Source organism: Agarivorans aestuarii (assembly GCF_019670125.1).
GTDB lineage: Bacteria > Pseudomonadota > Gammaproteobacteria > Enterobacterales > Celerinatantimonadaceae > Agarivorans > Agarivorans aestuarii.
Genome location: NZ_AP023033.1, coordinates 2,646,037 through 2,664,796 on the forward strand (window position 1 = coordinate 2,646,037; position 18,760 = coordinate 2,664,796).

Genomic DNA, 18,760 nt, shown 5'->3' on the forward strand with positions numbered 1-18,760 from the left:
ATATGGTTAGGCTATGTCATGGAAAGAATAGATATCGCCGTGGACCCTATAGCTCCTGAACTTCTCAAGCAATTTAATGCCCTTCCCTGCCAAACCGAAGTGCACTTACAAATCCCAACTCCCACCAAGCCATTGCGCTTACGAAGTCGCCTAATTGGTATCGAACCAGGCATGTGTGTCATTTTATCTCGCGGAATGGATCAAAACTGGGAAGCCGCCAGAGACCTAATTCGAGAAGGTCAGTCGATTGTGGTTCGCATTGTTAACGAAGGTGACCCAAACGCCACTATTTTTGCTTACCGAGGTTCTATATCTAAATTAATGAGTAGCGTAGGCCGCTGGGTGGTATTGGATTACCCACGTAACGTACAAAAAATCAGCTTGCGCCAACACAGCCGATTACCCATATCTCTTCAATGTAAACTCAACACAAGTGCCGATAACCAAGAATCTTTTGATGGTTTACTAAAAGATTTATCACTAAACGGCGGAGGTTTTGTTGCTAGCCCTATCCCACTGCCCTTAACTAAAAAAGCCTTCACCCTAGAGCTGAGTATTGAAGGACAAGAGCCATTGGCGATCACCGCCAACATCTGCAATCAGCATTTAGAGCAACGCTCACCCGAAAAGGTTCATTACGGTTTAAGTTTTGAAGCAGACGAGCAAACTAAGCAAAAGTTTATAGAAAGCGCACTGCTTGAAATTGTCCAACGAGAAAACAAAACACCTGGCTGATATAGCTAGCAATACTTATTTATGACACAAAAAAAGCGACCCGAGGGTCGCTTTTGAATTAACGGTCAACTTCTAGTCTTTGTTGTACTTGGCAGTACGTGGGAACGCAATGCCATTGCTATCAAACAAGTACCCAGCGTTAGTTGGTAAACCTACGCGTAGTTGATCACCATTGGTAGATGGGAACTCGCTACGTGCTTTAAAGGTGAAGTCAAAGCCTTTAACGTCCATATAAACGTAAGACTCAGCACCCAAATGTTCAGCAACCACAACGGTACCTGTAATGAAGTTCTCTGCGTGAGCATGAGTATCTTCTACCAAATGCTCAGGACGGCAACCAAACTCTACAGTGTCACCAACACTAGCGCGGCTAGAGTCAACTGCAGCACTAATTATATCGCCTGTTACCAGTTTGATTTTACTCTGTTGTTCACCCGTCTCAATTAACTCACCTTCAATGAAGTTCATTTTTGGCGAACCAATAAAACCAGCAACAAACTTATTGGCAGGGTTATGATAAAGCTCTAAAGGTGAACCATATTGCTCTAGGTTAGTTCCAGCATTAGGATCTAATGGGCTTAACACAACAATTTTATCAGCTAAAGTCATCGCTTCCACTTGGTCGTGGGTAACGTAGATGATAGTTGATTGAAGTTCTTTGTGTAGCTTAGCAATCTCGATACGCATTTTCACACGAAGCGCAGCATCAAGGTTTGATAAAGGCTCATCAAATAGGAACACGCCAGGTTGTTGTACGATACAACGACCAATAGCAACACGCTGACGCTGTCCACCACTTAGCTCTTTTGGTTTACGATCAAGCAGTGGGTCTAAGCCAAGAATATCTGATGCGTTATTAACACGCTTTTCAATGATATCTTTTTCTACTTTTTTCAGCTTAAGACCAAACGACATATTTTCGCGTAGGTCCATGTGTGGGTACAGGGCGTAAGATTGGAATACCATACCTACGTTACGTTCTACTGGTGGCACATCATTCATGAAGTTGCCACCGATCTCGAGTTCACCACTAGTGATGTCTTCTAAGCCAGCGATCATACGTAAAAGGGTAGATTTACCACAACCTGATGGACCAACAAATACAACAAACTCGCCATCTTGAATGTCTAAGTTAATGTCACGTAAAGTGTCTTGGTGAATCGCCGGGTCATAATTTTTACGTACATTTTTTAGAATTACATTAGCCATTATTATTAGCTCCAAACTGAATAAAGCGCTCGCTTTACTCGCAATCAATCTTGTTTTGCGTAGCCACAACAGTGACTACGCCCAAATAATTTAACCTTTAACACCACCAGCCGTTAACCCGCCGACCAACCAACGTTGAGCCATTAGGAACACTAGCGTGATAGGGAATCCTGACAATACAGCTGCAGCGGCGAAATCGCCCCACAAGTAGTTTTGCGGATAGAGGTATTGTTGAGCACCTACGGCGAGCGTTAGTTTATCAACATCTTGCATCAATACAGACGCCATTGGTACTTCGGTAATAACACCAATGAATGCAAGAATGAACACAACTGCCAAAATAGGAACAGAAAGCGGTAACAATACCAATCTAAACGCCTGCCAAGGAGTTGCACCATCGATAGCTGCAGACTCTTCTAGCGCCGGGTCAATGGTTTCGAAATACCCTTTAATGGTCCACACGTGAAGTGCAATACCACCAAGGTAAGCGAAGATTAAACCGCCGTGAGTGTTTAGACCCAACCAAGGAATGTATTCGCCAATCTTGTTGAACAAGGCGTAAATTGCAACCAAGGCCAATACAGATGGGAACATCTGGAAAATCAACATACCGTTAAGAATGGTAGCTTTACCTCTAAAGCGCATACGAGCGAATGCGTAAGCACTAGTGGTAGATAGAGCCACAATGAGTAAGGCTGAGATACCCGCTACTTTAATCGAGTTCCATAACCAAGTTAATACTGGGAATGGAGGCGGTGTTAATGAACCATCTGGGTTTACGACTGTAATCCCTAAGGCCAAGCGCCAGTGGTCTAAAGTAGGGTTTGATGGAATCAATTCACCTACCGCAAAGTTACCCGTACGGAATGAAATTGTGATTACCATTAATAATGGGAAAATAATTAAACATAGAAACAAACATAGCACTACGTGAGTAGCTAGTTTTCTATATTTCAATGATTTAGGTTGAACCATTGCCATAGTAGCTTCTCCTTATGCCGTTTTATCAGCTTTAGTTAGTTTCAAGTTAATCAATGCTAGTGCACCAACCACTAAGAAAATTAGGGTTGCAATGGCACTTGCAAGACCATAATCCTGACCACCGTCACCTTGGAAGGCAATTCGGTAGGTGTAACTTACGAGTAAGTCGGTTGTACCAGCTGGTGTCGAAGCACCAATGATATCAGGACCACCGTTGGTCAATAACTGAATCAAAACGAAGTTGTTAAAGTTAAAGGCAAAAGAAGCCACCAATAATGGTGTTAGAGGTTTCATTAACAACGGAACAGTAATGTTGAAGAAGTTGTTAATTGGACCCGCACCGTCCATTGCAGAAGCTTCGTATAAGTCTTCTGGAATAGACTTAAGCATACCCAAACATAAAATCATCATGTAGGGGTAACCCAACCAAGTGTTAACGATCAAAATCATCGACTTGGCCATTACTGGGTCAGTAAACCAATCTGGTTTAATACCGAATAAGCCGTTTAAGATTTCGTTAATCTCACCAAAGTTTTGGTTGAATAAACCTTTAAATACTAGGATTGAGATAAATGCTGGAATCGCATAGGGGAGAATGAGTACTACGCGATAGATAGCGCGACCTTTTAGCTCCTCCCACTGAATTAGACAGGCGAGAACCATACCAATAGCTAGAGTAAATGCTACAGATGCAGCAGCAAAAATCACTGTCCAAATGAAGATTTCGATGAACGGTTCTTTAATACCTTTATCGGTAGCAACACGTTCAAAGTTTTTCCAACCTACGCTAACAGTAAAACCAGGCGCTAAACGACTACCAACGAACTCGCCGTCGCCATCGATGTACTGGAAGTAACCTGTTTCCATATTTGGCAGCATAAGCTCGCCAGTTTGGTTGTTACGTAAAATTGAAGGACCAGGAAGAATAGCACCACTTTCTTTTAGTACCACACCGTCTTCAAGACGAGTATAAAGTGGCTTCATCGCAGAGAACTTACGAAGACCATTCATAACCAATTCATGTTGGTCTGGCGTAACTAATACGATGCTATTGAAAAATTGACGGTGAGAAATAATTTCTTTAATTGGCGCTTTTTCACTAGTAGGTAAAGCGTCAACTTCGTGTAATTTAATTCGCTTAGTTTTAAGCGTAAGTTTCCGAGCACGTACATCTGCATTCGATACAACTTCTACAGGACGAGTAACATACATCTTATCGTCTTGTGATAGTGCTAGAACGTATTTACCTTCAGACTCTTGATGTAACTGAAAGCCAAATGAACCGCCCTTCGCCATGTAAGTCTTCTGGATATGTAACTGCTCTACCCGCTCGAGCGACAATAAGTTAGTGCCACTATAGTTGGTGAATGCAATTCCAATGGTATATGCCAGAGGGAAGATGATAAATACGACCATCCCCGCAATGCCGGGGAAGATATATCGGTGGGCATACATTTTTTTACTTAAAAAAACGTAAACACCGGTAGAAACAACAACAAGGGTGAGCAATGCAAATGCATATTCACCACCTGCATACATCAAAACAATTGCATAGCCGTTAAGCAATACAATCGCTGTGATCAGCAGCAGTTTTAGCCAAGCATACTTGCCCTGCATAAAACCTGGAGACGCAGAAAGACCCATCTTATGTACAACCTTTGTATTTGACCGAAATTAATAAAGAGGAGGATAGACCAATATCCTCCTCCTGACCGAAATAATATGACCGTATTATTTCGCTATGCGACGCGCAGCGGCGTCTAGTGCTTTCTCTAGAGGTTGACGACCACTAGTGATGTTGGTTAGAGATGTTGCCATCGCAGACCAGAATTTACCCATAGCAGCTACGTTAGGCATTGGCTCACCATCTTGAGCGTTTGCGAAAGTTGCAGCGATGCGTGGGTCACTTGAAAGCTCTTCCATGTACGACTTAAGCGCTACAGCACCAAGTGGTACATCGTCATTCACAGATTTCAAGCCTTCATTAGTAACAAGGTAGTTTTCTAAGAATTCTACCGCTAAGTCAGCGTTAGGTGACGCAGAGTTAACTGCACCTGCTAATACACCAACCATTGGCTTAGCTTTGTTACCGTTGATAGTTGGAATGTAAGTTACACCGTAGTTGATGCCACTTTTTTCCATGTTATCCCAAGCCCAAGGACCGTTGATAACCATTGCAACTTCACCTTTGTTAAAGGCAGAGTCCATTACACCGTAGTCAGCGCCTTTTGGCATGTGACCATTTTCGATAAGATCTTTAATTACTTTAGCGCCCATTTTAGCGCCGTCAGTTGCTACACCGGTGTCTTTAACGTCGTAAGCACCGTTTTCGTATTTGAAGATGTAACCACCGTTCGCAGCCAGCAGAGGCCATGAGAAGTAAGTATTGTTGTAATCCCATAGGATAGCGTGCTTACCAGACTTCTGAAGCTCTGTATCTAGAGCAGGGATTTCTTCCCAAGTCTTAGGAGGGTTTGGCACTAAGTCTTTGTTGTAGATAAGACCTACCGCTTCAATAGCGATTGGGTAGCCGTATACTTTGCCGTCGATAGTAACCGCGTTCCAAGCAAAGTCTTCTACTGCTGCTTTTTTCTCAGCACTTGGCTTAAGTTCGGTTAATAGACCAGCATCAACCCAGTCACCGAAACGGTCGTGAGCCCATAAGAAAATATCAGGACCTGAACCAGTTGAAGCCGCTTGCTGGAATTTACCAGGGGCATCGTCTGGGTGTGCAACACTTACTTTAACACCAGTATCAGCTTCAAAGCGTTTACCTACTTCAGCCAAGCCGTTGTAGCCTTTATCACCATTTACCCAAATGGTTAATTGGCCTTCTTCAATCGCAGCAAAAGCATTAGATGCCATGCCTAAAGAAGCAACCGCAATAGCAGATGCAAGAATTGTCTTTTTCATTAGCCTTTCCTTAACTGTCGTTATGATTATTTTTTGGGTCGCAAGAGTAACTTGCTGCGCTAGATTCTAGCTCATAAGGCTGGCTTAACACATGACTTAGCTCGCACTTTTGAAATTATACTACAAACCTCTAAACCGAGGTGCAGCCTGCCTCAAGAGGTGATTTAATCACCTAACGGTGGTAATAAAACAACATAACCACCAGTAAATATACTTGAAAACCTTTCCATGTAGTAATTAAACTACAAAAATGAAACTGATAACCTTTTCAAGCAATCCAATTAACTTATTTGTTATTTTTCAACTGTTCTCTTAAGTTAGGAGGGATTCCTACGATCGTCAATGTATCTGTTGCTTCGTCGTAAAAAACGCGATCTCCTAACAATTTTTGTTCGAAACTTACCGATACCCCTTTCCCCTGACCAAAACATTTAGCCAATTTTTTCAGAGCTGTTCGATCAGCTGGAAATTGCTCTTCAAGGGGGTAGTTCTCAGCGGCAAACTGGTAGAAATCAACGTTTTCTTCAGCAGTAGGTAAGGCTTTAGCTAATTCTCCTACTACAATTTCTTCGCCATCCTTTAGTTGTTGCTCACAATAAGACTTAACTTCATCTTTATAGGCGAGTTTTTCATCTTTATCTAACTGAGTCGCTTGGCAGTAATCGTCAACAGCTTGCATAAGTACGGCATTTTGCATTTTGACATCCAAGCCATAGTCACAACCCAAGAACTCCACAAAGAAATCTGAAATTTTGCGCCCAGCTCTTCCTTTTACATAAGAAACATAACGCTGTGACTCTGGATTACGTTGCATGTCGGTAATATCAATTCGCGCAGCAAGTTGCACAGAGCTTGTTTCTAAGTAGCGGCTAGCAGTAAGTTCTAGGCTATCGTTTACCGCAGGCGAGGTTTTGTTTTCTAACAGCATGACAAGTAGGTATTCGCCAGCAACGTGCTCGTAGTTGGCCAGAAGCAATACACCCTGTTCAACAAAATCATATTTCTTTAACTCTTCAACTAATACTGTACCCGCGTCAACACTGTATTTATGAAAGCCCACTTCCTGATTGAGCAAGGCATCCAGCTGCTGCTTAAATGGGCTGTCATTTTCTTGATTATAAAAGCCAAAGCCTTTAGCTGCTTTCCCACTATAGTTGAGATGTAAGCTCTCGATTAAGCTAAGCGCCTCTTCGCTATGAGCCATTTCTTCTGCTCGCGCTTGCAAGCCAATGGTGCCATCTTCAACTAGCTCTAGTGAATGTAAAATAAGGTGTTTTAAGGAAATGCTCATAGTCTCTTACTGTTAGTGTTTGCTGACAAGGTGGGGTATTATACGCGTCTTTATCAGCAAATTTGCAGAGAAGTAATGGCAATAGTTTCAAAATATTCCACAGAGCAGGTGGAACAATTACTTAATGATGTACTCAAAGTAGTCGACAATCACAATGTAACCACTGATTTGGCGCTAATGGTACTGGGCAATGCAGCTACCTGTATGATCAATCAGCGTGTTGCGCCAGAGCAAAGGAAAAAGCTCACCGAGGGCTTTGCCAAAGCGCTAAAGAATTCGATTAACGAAGAAAAATAAGCACACTAAAGGATTTTCTGTCTCGCAATGGTAAATAGCTCAAAACAGTACCGCGACAAAGTGTCTCAGCTTATCAGCTGGGGCCACTGGTTTTGTTTATCTAATATAATTTTGGCCTTAATTGTTGGTCTACGCTATCTGGTTCTGGCTACGCCACCGGAAACATTTTTAGGTCAAAGCTATTTAATAGTGAGTTGGTTGGGGCAATTCTCCTTTATTGCCTTTGTTATTTTCTTGCTCACCCTGTTCCCACTCAGCTTTGTAATACCTAGTAATCGCTCAATGCGTTTTGTGGGGGCACTGTTCGCCACCATCGGAATAAGCTTACTAATTGTCGACACCGAAGTTTTTGCTACTTTTAATTTGCACCTAAATCCAGCTTTGTTGGAACTACTTGTAGATGAAGAGCAAAACAGCCAAGCCAATACGCTTAATTTATTGTTTGTATCAGTACCCTTCATTTTTTTGTTAGAACTTTGGCTAGCAAAACTGTGTTGGAAGTATTTGCGCCGCCTAGAACACAAACGCCTTGGCGGACCAATCGCTGGTGTCTTATTCATCTGCTTTTTGTTAACTCACTTTGTGCACGCTTGGGCCGATGCAACAAACTACACCACCATTACTCGACAAAAGAATAACTACCCCTTGTTCTACCCGCTTACCGCACGAAGCTTCTTACAAGAGCAAGGCATTTTTGATGTAGACGCCTACTACAAACAAATCAAAGCTCAAGAACAAGAGCAGCAAGGACAACTTCGCTACCCGATCTCGCCACTAAAATATGACCAAGTTGAACAGCGCTACAACTTGATGCTCGTGGTAGTGGAAGGCTTACGCTGGGATATGCTTAACCAACAAGCAATGCCAAACAGCTGGAAGCAAGCTAAACGCTCTAGCCAGTTTTTTAGTCACCACAGTGGCAGCAATAAACCGCAAGAAGGTTTATTTAGTTTGTTTTACGGAATCCCAACCAGTTATTGGCCGAGCTTTAATACGGAAAGCCAAGGCTCTGTATTGGTGTCTGCACTTCAAGACAGCAACTATCAGATTGAATTGTTTAGTAGCCGTGGCTTAAACCTGCCAGAATTAGTAGGAACCAGCTTTAGCGCGCTTTCAAACCTCGATATGACTAAGTGGCCTGGCGGAGCTGCAGGTGACGAGAAAGCCATACAGGAGTGGCTAATCTGGCAGCAAAGCCAATATGCGCAACTTCCTTGGTTTAACTTTTTATATCTTAATGGCGTTGCTGCTTATGACAATGGCAGCGGTGAAACTATGAGTGAAGTGACACCTGACTCCTTAAGCCAACATTACTCAGATGCCGCCACAGTTGTGGACTCGCAACTGAACAAGGTGTACCAGCAACTAGCTCAAAGCGGCCAATTAGAACGCACCATTTTAGTGGTAACATCCGACTACGGAAACGAGCTAAACGATGGTAATAGCAACTACTGGGGTAACAATAGCAACTTTAGCCGCTATCAAACTCAAGTGCCGTTATTTATATCTTGGCCAGATAAAAACCCATCACTATTGCACAGTGATACTAGCCATAACGATATAGTGCCAACCTTGCTTGAAGAAATGCTCTCAGTAGCATCTAACAGCGCAAACTATAGCACCGGACAAAACTTATTTAAGAAGCGTAAGCGCGATTGGATATTAATAGGTAACCAAGAACAACAAGCTGTTGTTCAACGCAACCAGATTACTCTCTTTAATCAGTCGGGGAGCTATCGGGTATTAGACCGTGATCTAAAATCCAGCAACGCCCGTGTATCTGTGCCAATGTTGGTACAAGTCTTAAACGACTTAAAACGTTTTTATCAACCACAACAATAATTTGTACATTGAATGAACACTTAAGCACAAAAACCAAAGTGGTGTATTGACAGCACTCTGATAGCTAAGTAAATTCATTGCTAATTCGGAACGTAGCGCAGCCTGGTAGCGCACCGTCATGGGGTGTCGGGGGTCGGAGGTTCAAATCCTCTCGTTCCGACCAAATAGCAGCCCGTAGCTCAATGAGCTACGGGCTTTTTGTTACCTGCAAAACGTCTGCTTTTGCTTGGGCCAATAAAAGTTGTACAAGCTATCCGAAGCAAAGCACTTTAGTCACCACCTTTCAAAGCCAACCTACCCTCAAAAAGCGCGCAAACAGATGTCTTCTCAAACTCAGTAACAAAAACTATTAACATTCGCATTTGAATGATAATTATCAAGGTTACAAGCTGCCCATTCGCTTATAGTGCAAACAACTACCCAAGGTAAGGAAACCTAATGACATACAGCCTTTTGCTACTCGCCCACCTCATCGCAGCAACTATTTGGACCGGTGGACATATCGTGCTTTGCTTGGTGATATTACCCAAAGTATTAAAAGCTAAATCACCAGAAATGCTGCTAGATTTTGAGCAAGCTTTTGAAAAGGTGGGAATGCCAGCGTTAATTATTCAAGTGATTACCGGGCTTTTGCTGGCTTACCATTGGCTCCCCGATGTGAGCCTTTGGTTTAGCATGAATAACCCAATAAGCCACGGCATTGCCGGTAAACTACTATTATTGGCTTTAACCTTTGGTTTAGCCTTAGATGCCAAATTGCGCGTTTTACCTAAACTATCCAGCAATAACTTGTGGGATATGGCCTTGCATATCATCGCTGTTACTTTTCTCAGTGTTGGCTTTGTTGCCCTTGGCCTTTCTTTCCGATTAGCTTGGTTTGCTTAAGCTTTTGTATCGGCAACTAAGGCTTCTAAATAGTTTAACCAGCGCTCGCTTTGCGAGCTTTGTTCAAGGTTATGCGCACGTTGAGCAGCAGCGTAAGCCTGTGAGTAATCTTTAGTCTCTAAGTAAATCTCAGCCAATAATAGCTGCGATTTAGCTTGTTGTTCTTGCGGATCAGCTAGTTTTAAAGCCTCAATAGCTTGAGTATATTGATTGCTCAATAACAACACCTGAGCATACTGCAAATTGTACTCTGGATTATGCTCAGCAAGCAGTTGCCAATACTTCGCTGACTTTTGCCATTCTCTTGCTTGCTGCCAAAGCTGTGCTTGGCGAAGCAGCAATGCCGCATCAGAATCCGCATCAGCCAATTGGGCGTAACTCAAAGCTGCTTTTTCTGGCACTCTCAGATACGCATATAGCTGAGCTTTATGGCGTAACAAGCTCTCCCCCAAGGCTAATCCCGAACGCTCTGCAGAAACCAAGGTAGCTAAGGCTTTTTGATGTTGCTGGGTTTGGCTGTACAAAGCACTTAGTTGTTGCCACCAACGCAGCGTTTCTGGCTCTAACACCAGTAAAGCTTGATTGGTGATGATCGCCGCTTTTAACTGCTTTAGCTGCACTTGAGCGATAAAACGCATACTTAGATTGTTTTTATCTAACACTTGCAGCTGTTCTAGCGCGGCTAAATGATCTAACACCACTTGCCAGTTTTGTTGTTGATAATTAGCGTAAGCTAAATTAGCGCGTAAACTAAGCGCTTGTGAGGGACTAATATTAAGCTCTAATTCCGGTTGCTGAGCTTGAGTCAGCAATATCTCAAAATGGCTTAATGCTTCATCAATCTGTTGCTCACTAAGTAGTATTTCGGCCAGCATATTTCGCGTTTCCCAGGCCTGTTGTGGGGGAAACGCTTGCAAGTTCACAGCCTCTGCCAGTTTTGCTTTAGATAACGCTACTTGCTCGTCTTGCCAATAATAAATCCCCAACATTCTAGCTATGTAAGCTTGGTCATATTTTGCGCTGGGCTTGAGTTGTTCTAACTGAGAAATGGCTTTAGCGAGTTCGCCATCTTGTTGCAATTGAAATACTCGTTGCACCCGTTCAGCTGTATTCCGACTTAATTCTTGAGCAAACAGTGGCCCAGAACTTAGCCCGCAAAACACTAAAGTAGCCAATAAGATCCTAATCATCTGCAGCTGGAACCTCAAAATCAATAATAACAGTATGATCTGTAATTTTTGTGGCTTTACCATTTACCATTTGTGGTTGGTACTTCCATCGCGACAGCGCTTTGTATGCTTCGCGTTCAAACACCCCTTTGGGTTTGGCATCTAAGACCTTGATATCTGTTACTCGCCCAGCCTCATTGATAGTGATACTGAACTTCACATAGCCTTCAATATTACGTCGTTTCGCCCGCTCTGGATATTTAGGCTCTATCCGATGCAGTGGCAAAATGTCTTGCTGTTGAACGTTGGCAACCATAGGTAAATTGGGTGCTGATAAACTTAGCGCACTAACATTACTTTCAAAGTTAATGCTTGGCATCGCTAAAGTATTAAGTTGTTGGTCGTTGCTAGACGCTTGCTCAGGTGCACTGGTAGCGCTTGAACTTGGCGCTTCTGGCATCGGTTCTGGCGGCTCAGGTAAGCGGCGCTGTCTACGCTGGGCAATGCTTTCAGGCTGTTGCAGCTGAATAAACAAATTCGGCTTCGCTGAATTATCTTCCGGCAAACTGCGTTGAAAATGCACCATAGAGTTCATCGCAACAAACAGACTAATAGCTAACAACACCGCTAAGGGGCTGATTAACAACAAACGCAGCATTATGGCGCCTCGGTGGCCAAAGCGATGTCTTGAATACCAGCAGCTTTAGCGCCATCCATCACTTTTACTACTGTGCCATTATAGGCATGTTTATCGGCCTGAATAACCAGCTTGGCGCTAGGTTGTTCTAACAGTAAATGCTCCAAATTAGCTTGAACTCGCTCTACGTCAATCATACGTTGATCGATAAAGATCCGGTTTTGCGCATCCACTGCTACAAAAATTCCAGCGTTAGCTTGAGCAACCGCATTATTCGCCTGCGGCCTTTGCACTTCCATGCCCGACTCTCTAACAAATGAGCTAGTCACAATGAAGAAAATTAACATTATGAATACAATATCCAACATCGACGTAAGGTCGACTTGTGCTTCTTCGTGCTGTTGCCTGCGATGACCTAATCTCATCGACGACTCCTTAAAAGCTTTTCCAAATGTAGCTGTTTACGCTGGCTTAACCGCGATAAACGTGAATAGATAAACATGCTGGTAAGGGCTGCAACCATGCCAGCCATGGTAGGTAGCGTTGCTCTAGCAATGCCTGCTGCCATTAATCGCGGGTCAGCATTTCCTTGGCTAGCCATGGTATCAAATACCACGATCATCCCAGTTACCGTGCCCAGTAAACCTAACATTGGGCAAAGTGCCACCAACAATTTCAAGAGATTAAAATTTCTTTTCAAAGCGTTTTCTGCTTCGCTCAACCAAGCATTACGCTGCCACAAAGCCCGCCAAGAATGCTGCTCTTCACGGGCATCCCAGCGGGACTTCCAGACATTTTGCAAACGCGGAAAATCCCACACTATAAACTGCAAACGCTCTAAACTAAGTAACCAAAAACCAGCCACCACAGCAACTAAGGCCCAAAGTACCGGCCCGCCCCGCAGCATAAACTCGTTAATATTGGCCCAGTCAGGTAACTGGTTGATTAACTCAAGCAGCATTGTTACTTACGGCCTTTAAGCTATGGTTTGCCTCTGCCCGCTGAGCAACCAATCCCAAGCTTTGCTTCTCGAGTATGTTACGAATCGCCTCGGCTTGTGCATGCAAAACATTGTGCGAGAATAACAAAGGCATGGCAGAAATAAGCCCAAGAACAGTCGTCACCAAGGCCATCGAGATGCCACTTGCCATTACTTTAGGATCGGCATTGCCAAACTGAGTAATCACCTGGAACGTTTCAATCATTCCAGTTACTGTACCCAATAACCCCAACATTGGTGCTAGTGCTGCAAGCAGTTTAATCATGCTTAAACCACGCTCTAAATGCTGCTGCTCATCTACAATTTGCTCAAGTAAACGCAACTCTATTGCTTCTACAGCTTGGTCTTGGTCGGCTTTGTAAGCCTGTAATATTCGGCCTAAAGGATTATCTTTTGGATTAGCAGGTTGCTTCAGCTGAGCCCTAATTTGACTGCGAATGATGAGTAAACGAACACCTCGATATAAGGCAATCAGCATTCCTAATGCAAACAATAGTGCGATAACTTTACCCACTACCCCACCATGGGAAAAACGCTGAGCTAAAGTAGGTTGCTCGGCCAATTGTTGCAACAAACCTCCATGGCTTGGATCCATGCTTACAAATCTTCCCGACGCTTGCTGTAACTCTGTGGCCGTAGGCGCAAGTTCAGGCTGCACAATAAAAGACTTAGCTTGCTTACCATCCCAGCGAGCATAACCTTGCTCGTTAACCAAACCAAAGCCGCCTAAACGCCAAAACTCCTGCTGCTGTAACTGCCCTTGGTTATCAAAATAAGGCAATTGCAGGTGTTCAATACGGCCACTAGCTTGAATGGTGCGTTCAAATGCTTGCCACAAACCTTCTAGTTCGGTCATAGAGGGCAGCGCACGTGCCTGCTCTATTTGATCTAAGGAGGATAGCACCTCTGGCTGATTGGCCACCAATGCGCTAGTTTGTAACTCTACTTTGAGCTCTTTAGCGGCTTGCCTCACTACACCAAATAACTCACCTAAACTACCCGACGCTAAATGTAGCTCGGTTTCTAATTCTGCTAAGGTTTTTTCATTGTCAGTGAAACTATCACTTAAACTATCTGTATCCTTTTGTAAGGCATCACGCTCGGCCAATAAAGCTTGCTGGCGCGCTTTAAGCTGCGCTAGTTCTTGCTCAAAGCCTTGCTCTCTTACTTGGTTATGCTGTAACTCTTGCTGCTTAGCTTGTTGCGTGGTGCTTAGTAAAGTTTCTTCTGCCAAAGCGGCGCTGTTACTTAAAGCGAGCAGTGTTATCAATACAAATGGTTTCATTGATTAGCCTCCGCACTTAGCGCCAGTGGCAGCACTAATAAACTCGGTGCTGCGACTTTATTTGCTACATCAAAGGCTAAGCCTACATTGCGATGTTGCTTACTTTCGATAACTTGCCATTGCTGGCTATTTTGATTCCATGCCCAATACTGTTGATGATCTAAACTACGCGCCACCAAGCTCACTCTGCCTAGATTTAACAGCTCTACTTGGCGTGAGCCATCAAGCTCAATTTGCGCTTCGTAGCTGCCTAATTTCAAGCCATAATCCAACTCAATTTGATAGGCTTCTAATATCCGACGATACTTTTCTGAGTCGCTAACATCCGCTTGGCTCATTAGCGTATTTAACTTTGTTAGGCGCTGCTGGCGAGCCTCACTGCGGATCGGTAAATCTTGCTCGTGTAATTGGGCTAGCCCTTCGAGCATTTGATACATAAGTGGCACTACTCCTAAGCGAGTTGAGCCAATTTCATTGAGTTGTTCTTGTAAACTATGCTGCTCACTTTGCTGGCTTTCAACTAAACGACTAAGGTGATTTTTGTATACCTTTAGTTGGCTCACTTCTCGCTCAAGCGCTTGAATCTCTGACGCTAAGGCCAAAGCCTGATCACTTGATTGGTCGATACGTTGTTGACTGTGTTTTGCTTGGTCAACAATCTCGCCTTCAATCTTGCGTGCTTGATCTAACTGCTCGGCTTGCGAGCCAAAGGAAATGCTTGTCATCAAACTGGCTGTTAACAACAACCATTTGACTCGAAGTAGATAACTAAACATGAATACTTCCAATCGTTTAATAGAACCAGCACTGATTAAGCGCTGGCAGCAATAGTAATACGCGCCGAGTGTAGCGTAATTAATTCTCATTTTCATTGATTAGGCTCTGGCCTGTCGCTGACCACGCACCAATAAGGCGATAAAATAAATACCACCAATAATTGATACCAAGGTTCCAGCAGCCACTTGGCTAGGATAAAAAATCCATTGGCTTATCAAATCTGCAAAAGACAACAATAAAGCCCCAACCAAGGCAGACACAATAATCTGTTGTTTAGCTAAACGCGCCTCTAGCATTACTGCAACATGTGGCGCTAGCAAACCCACAAATGCTACCGGCCCCATGGTAGCAGTTACCATGGCACACAGTAAGGCTACTCCCAGTAACATCAACACATAAGCTTTAGGCACAGCTAGGCCTCTTGCTTGTGCAAACGAGCGACCAGCCGAAATCAAACTTAGCCAAGGATGTAACACATACAAGCCTAAAATTACCACAAAACTTACTGCAGCTAAGCGTAATGCGGCCTCTGGGCTAACCCGATAGGTAGAACCTGCCAACCAAGCCAAAATCTCGTATATCTCTTGCTGGCCGCTGGCTAACGCAAAGTGCACTAAACCTTCAATCAATGCCGCTAACGCGATACCACACAGAACCAGTTTGGCCGGAGAAAACTGCCGATAAGTACTAAACAAAAACAATAGAGCCAATACAATGGTACTGCCTAATATAGCCACCCAGGGAGATGCGCTAAAAATGCTGGCACCAGTGATAACGGTTAAACCTACCAAGCTCATGGTGGCCCCTGCAGAAACCCCTAATATGTCCGGGCTAGCTAGAGGGTTAAAAATCAAACGTTGTAATACACACCCAGCCACCGCGAGCGCTGCACCAGCCGATACTGCAGTTAACCAGCGAGGCCAGCGTAATAACCAGTTGAATGAATCTGGGATCGCTAAGCTCCAACTTCCTGCATTATGCTGTCCCAGTAAAGAAAGCAAAGCAATTAAAGCAATAATAAAAGCAGCCAAGCCGTAATAGCGATTACGCCAACGCAATCTTGATTGAGGTAAGCTTAAGGAAAGCTGATCTTGCGCGCGCAACTGCCGCTGGCATAGCACTATAAGTATTGGCGCACCAACCAGTGCAGCCGCAATACCACTATGCACAACATCACCAATTTGCTCACTTAAGGCATTGGCTAATAAATCGGTGAATACTAATAGCAAGGCACCAATAATGCAGCTCAACCATAGTTCATTGCTGGTTGTTCTTGCGCCTACGCGCCGTGCGATATTTGGGCTAATTAATCCAACAAAACTAATCACTCCTACTGCAGTTATACTGGCTGCCACTAACCACACGCCCACTACCGATAACAGCAAGAACATTGGCACTACATTTAAACCACGCGCCGCTGCGCCTTGCTGGCCAAGTTTAAGTAAACTCAGTACCCGCGGGGCTAATAGAAAAATCAAAATGGCAGGCAACAAACGAGGGGCTAACCAAAGCGGCCAAAACCAATCATTTTGCTCTAAATCGCCAGCCCCCCAAATAAACAAGTTGCTAGCAAATTGCTCATTCAGCAAAATGATTGCGGTGGCCACCGCCCCTAAAACAATGTTTACCGCCATACCGGCCAGCACGACTGGCAAGCCACTAAGGTTGCGTATACCGACAATGGCGATGACCAGAAACATGGCGAACATTGCACCAATCATCGCGGCCGCCGCACTTAAATCTGCAATATCAAGCGGCACCCATAAGTTAAGCATCACCAAGGCTAGCCAAGCCCCTGAAGAGGTTCCCATAGTTAACGGAGACAACAAAGGGTTTTGAGTGAGCTGCTGCATTAAGCTACCCACTAAGCCTAAACTTGCCCCAACCATTAAGGCCATGGTCATACGTGGCAACAGTGAGTAAAGGTAAGCAAAATCTATAAATTGTTCAGGCTCAACACCGCCAATCAATTGCCATTGCCGCTGAAAAGCTAAATCACTACCAAACACTAGGCTTAATACCAAACCAAGCAGCAGCACGCCAAGCGAGATGGGATACGCTTTAATCATTGAGGTGATAGTTCCAGTAAGCTTTTAGTTAAGGCTCGTGCGTTGTACAACACCGACATAGCGCCGCCATAACTCCAGGTAGCTGCAACACTGCTTACTCGTTGATGTTTCACAAAAGGCATTGCTTGCCACAGCCTAGAATTATCTAAGGCTTGATGATGCGCAAAAGGTTCAAAATACAACACCATGCCCTGCTCTACTTGGGCAAGTTCGGTAATGCGTTTTTTGGCCACGCCCCATTGGCTGCCTCGCTCTGGCATGGCAGAACGAATACCTAAACGATTGAGAGCATGCACCGGAATAGAGTTTTCATCATAAAGATAAACAGAGCTGGTGCTGGCAAAACGAATAGCAGCAACTTCTGGCAACTCTCCACCATAAGCCTTAAGCAACTGCTGGGAGAGTGAATCTAATTCTTGTTGGGTATCTGCCAAGCGTTGCTGGGCAAATTCTGTTTTATTCAATAACTGAGCGATTCGAAGGTAGTTCTCTACCACCGCGTCAGCGTTTTTGTGTTTAGCGCTGTAGTTTTGATAGAACAGCACTGGCGCAATGGCCGATAAACGCGCCATAAGATCTTTTTGTGGAGAAGCAATAAGAATAACGTCGGGCTTTAGTTCAGCCAGTAATGACAAATTTGGCTCGGTGCGTGTACCAATATCCACCACCCCTTGCGGTACCTTGGGTTGTACTACCCATTCTTGATAGCCGCCAATGTCAGACATAGCAATAGGTGTAACTCCCAACTCCAGCACTTGCTCGGCAACATCCCAGTTAAGCGCGGCAACTCTTTGCGGATGCGCGCTCAGTTTATGGGTTCCGAGACTATCTTCAACCATAATGTCTGCCTTAGCAGCAGCCGTAAATAAGCAAAAAATTAAACTAATACGAGTGAGTGCTACAAACATACTGTTGCCACCTTGGTGTGATCTTGAGGGTGCTCAAGCAACTTAATATTGCTGGCAAATAAATCGGAAAGCGTCGCTTCATTCTCCAACAAACTTTTAGGGCCAGAAAACACCACTTTGCCGTGTTTTAAGGCAATAACATTGGTGGCGTAGCGCAAGGCTAAATTAAGTTCGTGAATAATTACCACCATGCCCTTTTGAGTTTGTTTGTTGAGCGATTGAAGCAGCTCCATAAGCTGGTATTGATGGCTAATGTCTAAGGCTGAAGTTGGCTCATCAAGTACCAATAATGGCGACTGCTGCGCCAATAACATCGCAATAAATGCACGCTGGCGCTCGCCGCCACTTAGCTCATCGACAAAACTGTCCCGATATTTAACTAAATCAGTTTGAACAATGGCCTGCTCAATCGCCTGATAGTCTTGAGGCTGCCAGCGGCCAAAACTTCCACGCCACGGAAAACGCCCCAGCTTGCAAAGCTCATGTACTGTCATACCTGCAACTTGCGGTAGTTGCTGAGGAAGATAAGCCACCAATTGCGCTAACTCGCGCGCTTTATAGTTAGCTAAGGCTTTGTTGTTAAGGCTTATCTCACCGCTATCTGGCGAAAACTGCTGGGTTAACAGATTGACCAAGGTAGATTTTCCTGAACCATTATGTCCAAGCACTACGGTAAAGGCGGTGGGATCTATGCTTAGTTCATCAATAGACAATATGCTTCTATTATCACGCTCAACGTTTATCTTGCTTAATTGATACATC

General features: G+C 44.1%; 18 protein-coding genes and 1 tRNA gene. 5 read left to right on the forward strand and 14 right to left on the reverse strand.

All coding sequences use genetic code 11. The features are described 5' to 3' along the window. Positions 1-18 precede the first annotated feature (18 nt). Positions 19-735 carry a PilZ domain-containing protein gene (locus tag K5609_RS12295; protein ID WP_221073902.1) on the forward strand — a complete coding sequence of 239 codons (717 nt, stop codon included), beginning with the start codon at positions 19-21 and terminating at the stop codon, positions 733-735. A 72-nt stretch (positions 736-807) separates the two neighbouring features. Here the strand turns inward: K5609_RS12295 and K5609_RS12300 are convergent, their stop codons facing one another. From K5609_RS12300 to yejK, 5 genes are all read right to left on the reverse strand, one after another. Next, positions 808-1,944, reverse strand: coding sequence for an ABC transporter ATP-binding protein (locus K5609_RS12300; RefSeq protein ID WP_221073903.1), 1,137 nt, complete (start codon positions 1,942-1,944; stop codon positions 808-810). A 90-nt stretch (positions 1,945-2,034) separates the two neighbouring features. Beyond that, positions 2,035-2,925, reverse strand: coding sequence for a maltose ABC transporter permease MalG (gene malG, locus K5609_RS12305; protein WP_016402572.1), 891 nt, complete (start codon positions 2,923-2,925; stop codon positions 2,035-2,037). A gap of 12 nt (positions 2,926-2,937) precedes the next feature. After that, the gene (malF, locus tag K5609_RS12310) at positions 2,938-4,569 is read right to left on the reverse strand and encodes a maltose ABC transporter permease MalF (RefSeq protein ID WP_221073904.1); all 1,632 of its coding nucleotides are present in this window, start codon (positions 4,567-4,569) and stop codon (positions 2,938-2,940) included. Positions 4,570-4,656: 87 nt separating this feature from the next. Further along, positions 4,657-5,838 (reverse strand): maltose/maltodextrin ABC transporter substrate-binding protein MalE, encoded by a 1,182-nt coding sequence (gene malE / locus K5609_RS12315; RefSeq protein ID WP_152780990.1) that lies wholly within the window; start codon positions 5,836-5,838, stop codon positions 4,657-4,659. 286 nt (positions 5,839-6,124) lie between these two features. After that, positions 6,125-7,129 (reverse strand): nucleoid-associated protein YejK, encoded by a 1,005-nt coding sequence (gene yejK / locus K5609_RS12320; RefSeq protein ID WP_221073905.1) that lies wholly within the window; start codon positions 7,127-7,129, stop codon positions 6,125-6,127. A gap of 75 nt (positions 7,130-7,204) precedes the next feature. Between yejK and K5609_RS12325 the strand changes: the two genes are divergently transcribed. From K5609_RS12325 to K5609_RS12340, 4 genes are all read left to right on the forward strand, one after another. After that, on the forward strand, positions 7,205-7,426 hold the full coding sequence (locus K5609_RS12325; RefSeq protein ID WP_163133521.1) for a YejL family protein: 222 nt from the start codon (positions 7,205-7,207) through the stop codon (positions 7,424-7,426). 27 nt (positions 7,427-7,453) lie between these two features. Then, entirely contained in the window at positions 7,454-9,268 is a 1,815-nt protein-coding gene (locus K5609_RS12330) for a DUF3413 domain-containing protein (RefSeq protein ID WP_221073906.1), read from the forward strand. Positions 9,269-9,354: 86 nt separating this feature from the next. Next, positions 9,355-9,431: transfer RNA gene (locus K5609_RS12335), tRNA-Pro, on the forward strand. Positions 9,432-9,706: 275 nt separating this feature from the next. Then, positions 9,707-10,153, forward strand: a complete 447-nt coding sequence (locus K5609_RS12340; protein WP_221073907.1) for a copper resistance protein CopD — start codon at positions 9,707-9,709, stop codon at positions 10,151-10,153. On the opposite strand, the gene K5609_RS12345 is transcribed toward K5609_RS12340, so the two are convergent. From K5609_RS12345 to K5609_RS12385, 9 genes are all read right to left on the reverse strand, one after another. Next, positions 10,150-11,343 (reverse strand): tetratricopeptide repeat protein, encoded by a 1,194-nt coding sequence (locus K5609_RS12345; protein WP_221073908.1) that lies wholly within the window; start codon positions 11,341-11,343, stop codon positions 10,150-10,152. The genes K5609_RS12340 and K5609_RS12345 overlap by 4 nt on opposite strands. Beyond that, the gene (locus K5609_RS12350; protein WP_016402582.1) at positions 11,336-11,980 is read right to left on the reverse strand and encodes an energy transducer TonB; all 645 of its coding nucleotides are present in this window, start codon (positions 11,978-11,980) and stop codon (positions 11,336-11,338) included. Before K5609_RS12350 ends, K5609_RS12345 begins: the two co-directional genes overlap by 8 nt. Next, on the reverse strand, positions 11,980-12,384 hold the full coding sequence (locus tag K5609_RS12355; RefSeq protein WP_221073909.1) for an ExbD/TolR family protein: 405 nt from the start codon (positions 12,382-12,384) through the stop codon (positions 11,980-11,982). The genes K5609_RS12350 and K5609_RS12355 overlap by 1 nt, the downstream gene beginning before the upstream one ends. Further along, positions 12,381-12,920 carry a MotA/TolQ/ExbB proton channel family protein gene (locus K5609_RS12360; RefSeq protein WP_221073910.1) on the reverse strand — a complete coding sequence of 180 codons (540 nt, stop codon included), beginning with the start codon at positions 12,918-12,920 and terminating at the stop codon, positions 12,381-12,383. Before K5609_RS12360 ends, K5609_RS12355 begins: the two co-directional genes overlap by 4 nt. Continuing rightward, positions 12,910-14,244, reverse strand: a complete 1,335-nt coding sequence (locus K5609_RS12365) for a MotA/TolQ/ExbB proton channel family protein (protein WP_221073911.1) — start codon at positions 14,242-14,244, stop codon at positions 12,910-12,912. Before K5609_RS12365 ends, K5609_RS12360 begins: the two co-directional genes overlap by 11 nt. Further along, the gene (locus K5609_RS12370) at positions 14,241-15,020 is read right to left on the reverse strand and encodes a DUF3450 domain-containing protein (protein WP_221073912.1); all 780 of its coding nucleotides are present in this window, start codon (positions 15,018-15,020) and stop codon (positions 14,241-14,243) included. Before K5609_RS12370 ends, K5609_RS12365 begins: the two co-directional genes overlap by 4 nt. Before the next feature lie 99 nt (positions 15,021-15,119). Next, positions 15,120-17,090, reverse strand: a complete 1,971-nt coding sequence (gene fhuB, locus K5609_RS12375) for a Fe(3+)-hydroxamate ABC transporter permease FhuB (RefSeq protein WP_246611848.1) — start codon at positions 17,088-17,090, stop codon at positions 15,120-15,122. Further along, positions 17,087-17,998 (reverse strand): iron-siderophore ABC transporter substrate-binding protein, encoded by a 912-nt coding sequence (locus K5609_RS12380; RefSeq protein ID WP_221073913.1) that lies wholly within the window; start codon positions 17,996-17,998, stop codon positions 17,087-17,089. Before K5609_RS12380 ends, fhuB begins: the two co-directional genes overlap by 4 nt. Next, positions 17,989-18,759 carry an ABC transporter ATP-binding protein gene (locus K5609_RS12385; protein WP_221073914.1) on the reverse strand — a complete coding sequence of 257 codons (771 nt, stop codon included), beginning with the start codon at positions 18,757-18,759 and terminating at the stop codon, positions 17,989-17,991. The genes K5609_RS12380 and K5609_RS12385 overlap by 10 nt, the downstream gene beginning before the upstream one ends. Position 18,760: the final 1 nt, after the last annotated feature.

Excerpts from the sequence above, each read along its gene's own strand:
- K5609_RS12300 (WP_221073903.1), bottom strand. The coding sequence starts at position 1,944 with ATGGCTAATGTAATTCTAAAAAATGTACGTAAAAATTATGACCCGGCG.
- K5609_RS12365 (WP_221073911.1), bottom strand. The coding sequence starts at position 14,244 with ATGAAACCATTTGTATTGATAACACTGCTCGCTTTAAGTAACAGCGCC.
- yejK (WP_221073905.1), bottom strand. The coding sequence starts at position 7,129 with ATGAGCATTTCCTTAAAACACCTTATTTTACATTCACTAGAGCTAGTT.
- K5609_RS12325 (WP_163133521.1), top strand. The coding sequence starts at position 7,205 with ATGGCAATAGTTTCAAAATATTCCACAGAGCAGGTGGAACAATTACTT.
- K5609_RS12350 (WP_016402582.1), bottom strand. The coding sequence starts at position 11,980 with ATGCTGCGTTTGTTGTTAATCAGCCCCTTAGCGGTGTTGTTAGCTATT.
- K5609_RS12295 (WP_221073902.1), top strand. The coding sequence starts at position 19 with ATGGAAAGAATAGATATCGCCGTGGACCCTATAGCTCCTGAACTTCTC.
- malG (WP_016402572.1), bottom strand. The coding sequence starts at position 2,925 with ATGGCAATGGTTCAACCTAAATCATTGAAATATAGAAAACTAGCTACT.
- K5609_RS12360 (WP_221073910.1), bottom strand. The coding sequence starts at position 12,920 with ATGCTGCTTGAGTTAATCAACCAGTTACCTGACTGGGCCAATATTAAC.
- K5609_RS12385 (WP_221073914.1), bottom strand. The coding sequence starts at position 18,759 with ATGTATCAATTAAGCAAGATAAACGTTGAGCGTGATAATAGAAGCATA.
- malF (WP_221073904.1), bottom strand. The coding sequence starts at position 4,569 with ATGGGTCTTTCTGCGTCTCCAGGTTTTATGCAGGGCAAGTATGCTTGG.
- K5609_RS12370 (WP_221073912.1), bottom strand. The coding sequence starts at position 15,020 with ATGTTTAGTTATCTACTTCGAGTCAAATGGTTGTTGTTAACAGCCAGT.
- fhuB (WP_246611848.1), bottom strand. The coding sequence starts at position 17,090 with ATGATTAAAGCGTATCCCATCTCGCTTGGCGTGCTGCTGCTTGGTTTG.
- K5609_RS12380 (WP_221073913.1), bottom strand. The coding sequence starts at position 17,998 with ATGTTTGTAGCACTCACTCGTATTAGTTTAATTTTTTGCTTATTTACG.
- malE (WP_152780990.1), bottom strand. The coding sequence starts at position 5,838 with ATGAAAAAGACAATTCTTGCATCTGCTATTGCGGTTGCTTCTTTAGGC.
- K5609_RS12345 (WP_221073908.1), bottom strand. The coding sequence starts at position 11,343 with ATGATTAGGATCTTATTGGCTACTTTAGTGTTTTGCGGGCTAAGTTCT.
- K5609_RS12330 (WP_221073906.1), top strand. The coding sequence starts at position 7,454 with ATGGTAAATAGCTCAAAACAGTACCGCGACAAAGTGTCTCAGCTTATC.
- K5609_RS12355 (WP_221073909.1), bottom strand. The coding sequence starts at position 12,384 with ATGAGATTAGGTCATCGCAGGCAACAGCACGAAGAAGCACAAGTCGAC.
- K5609_RS12340 (WP_221073907.1), top strand. The coding sequence starts at position 9,707 with ATGACATACAGCCTTTTGCTACTCGCCCACCTCATCGCAGCAACTATT.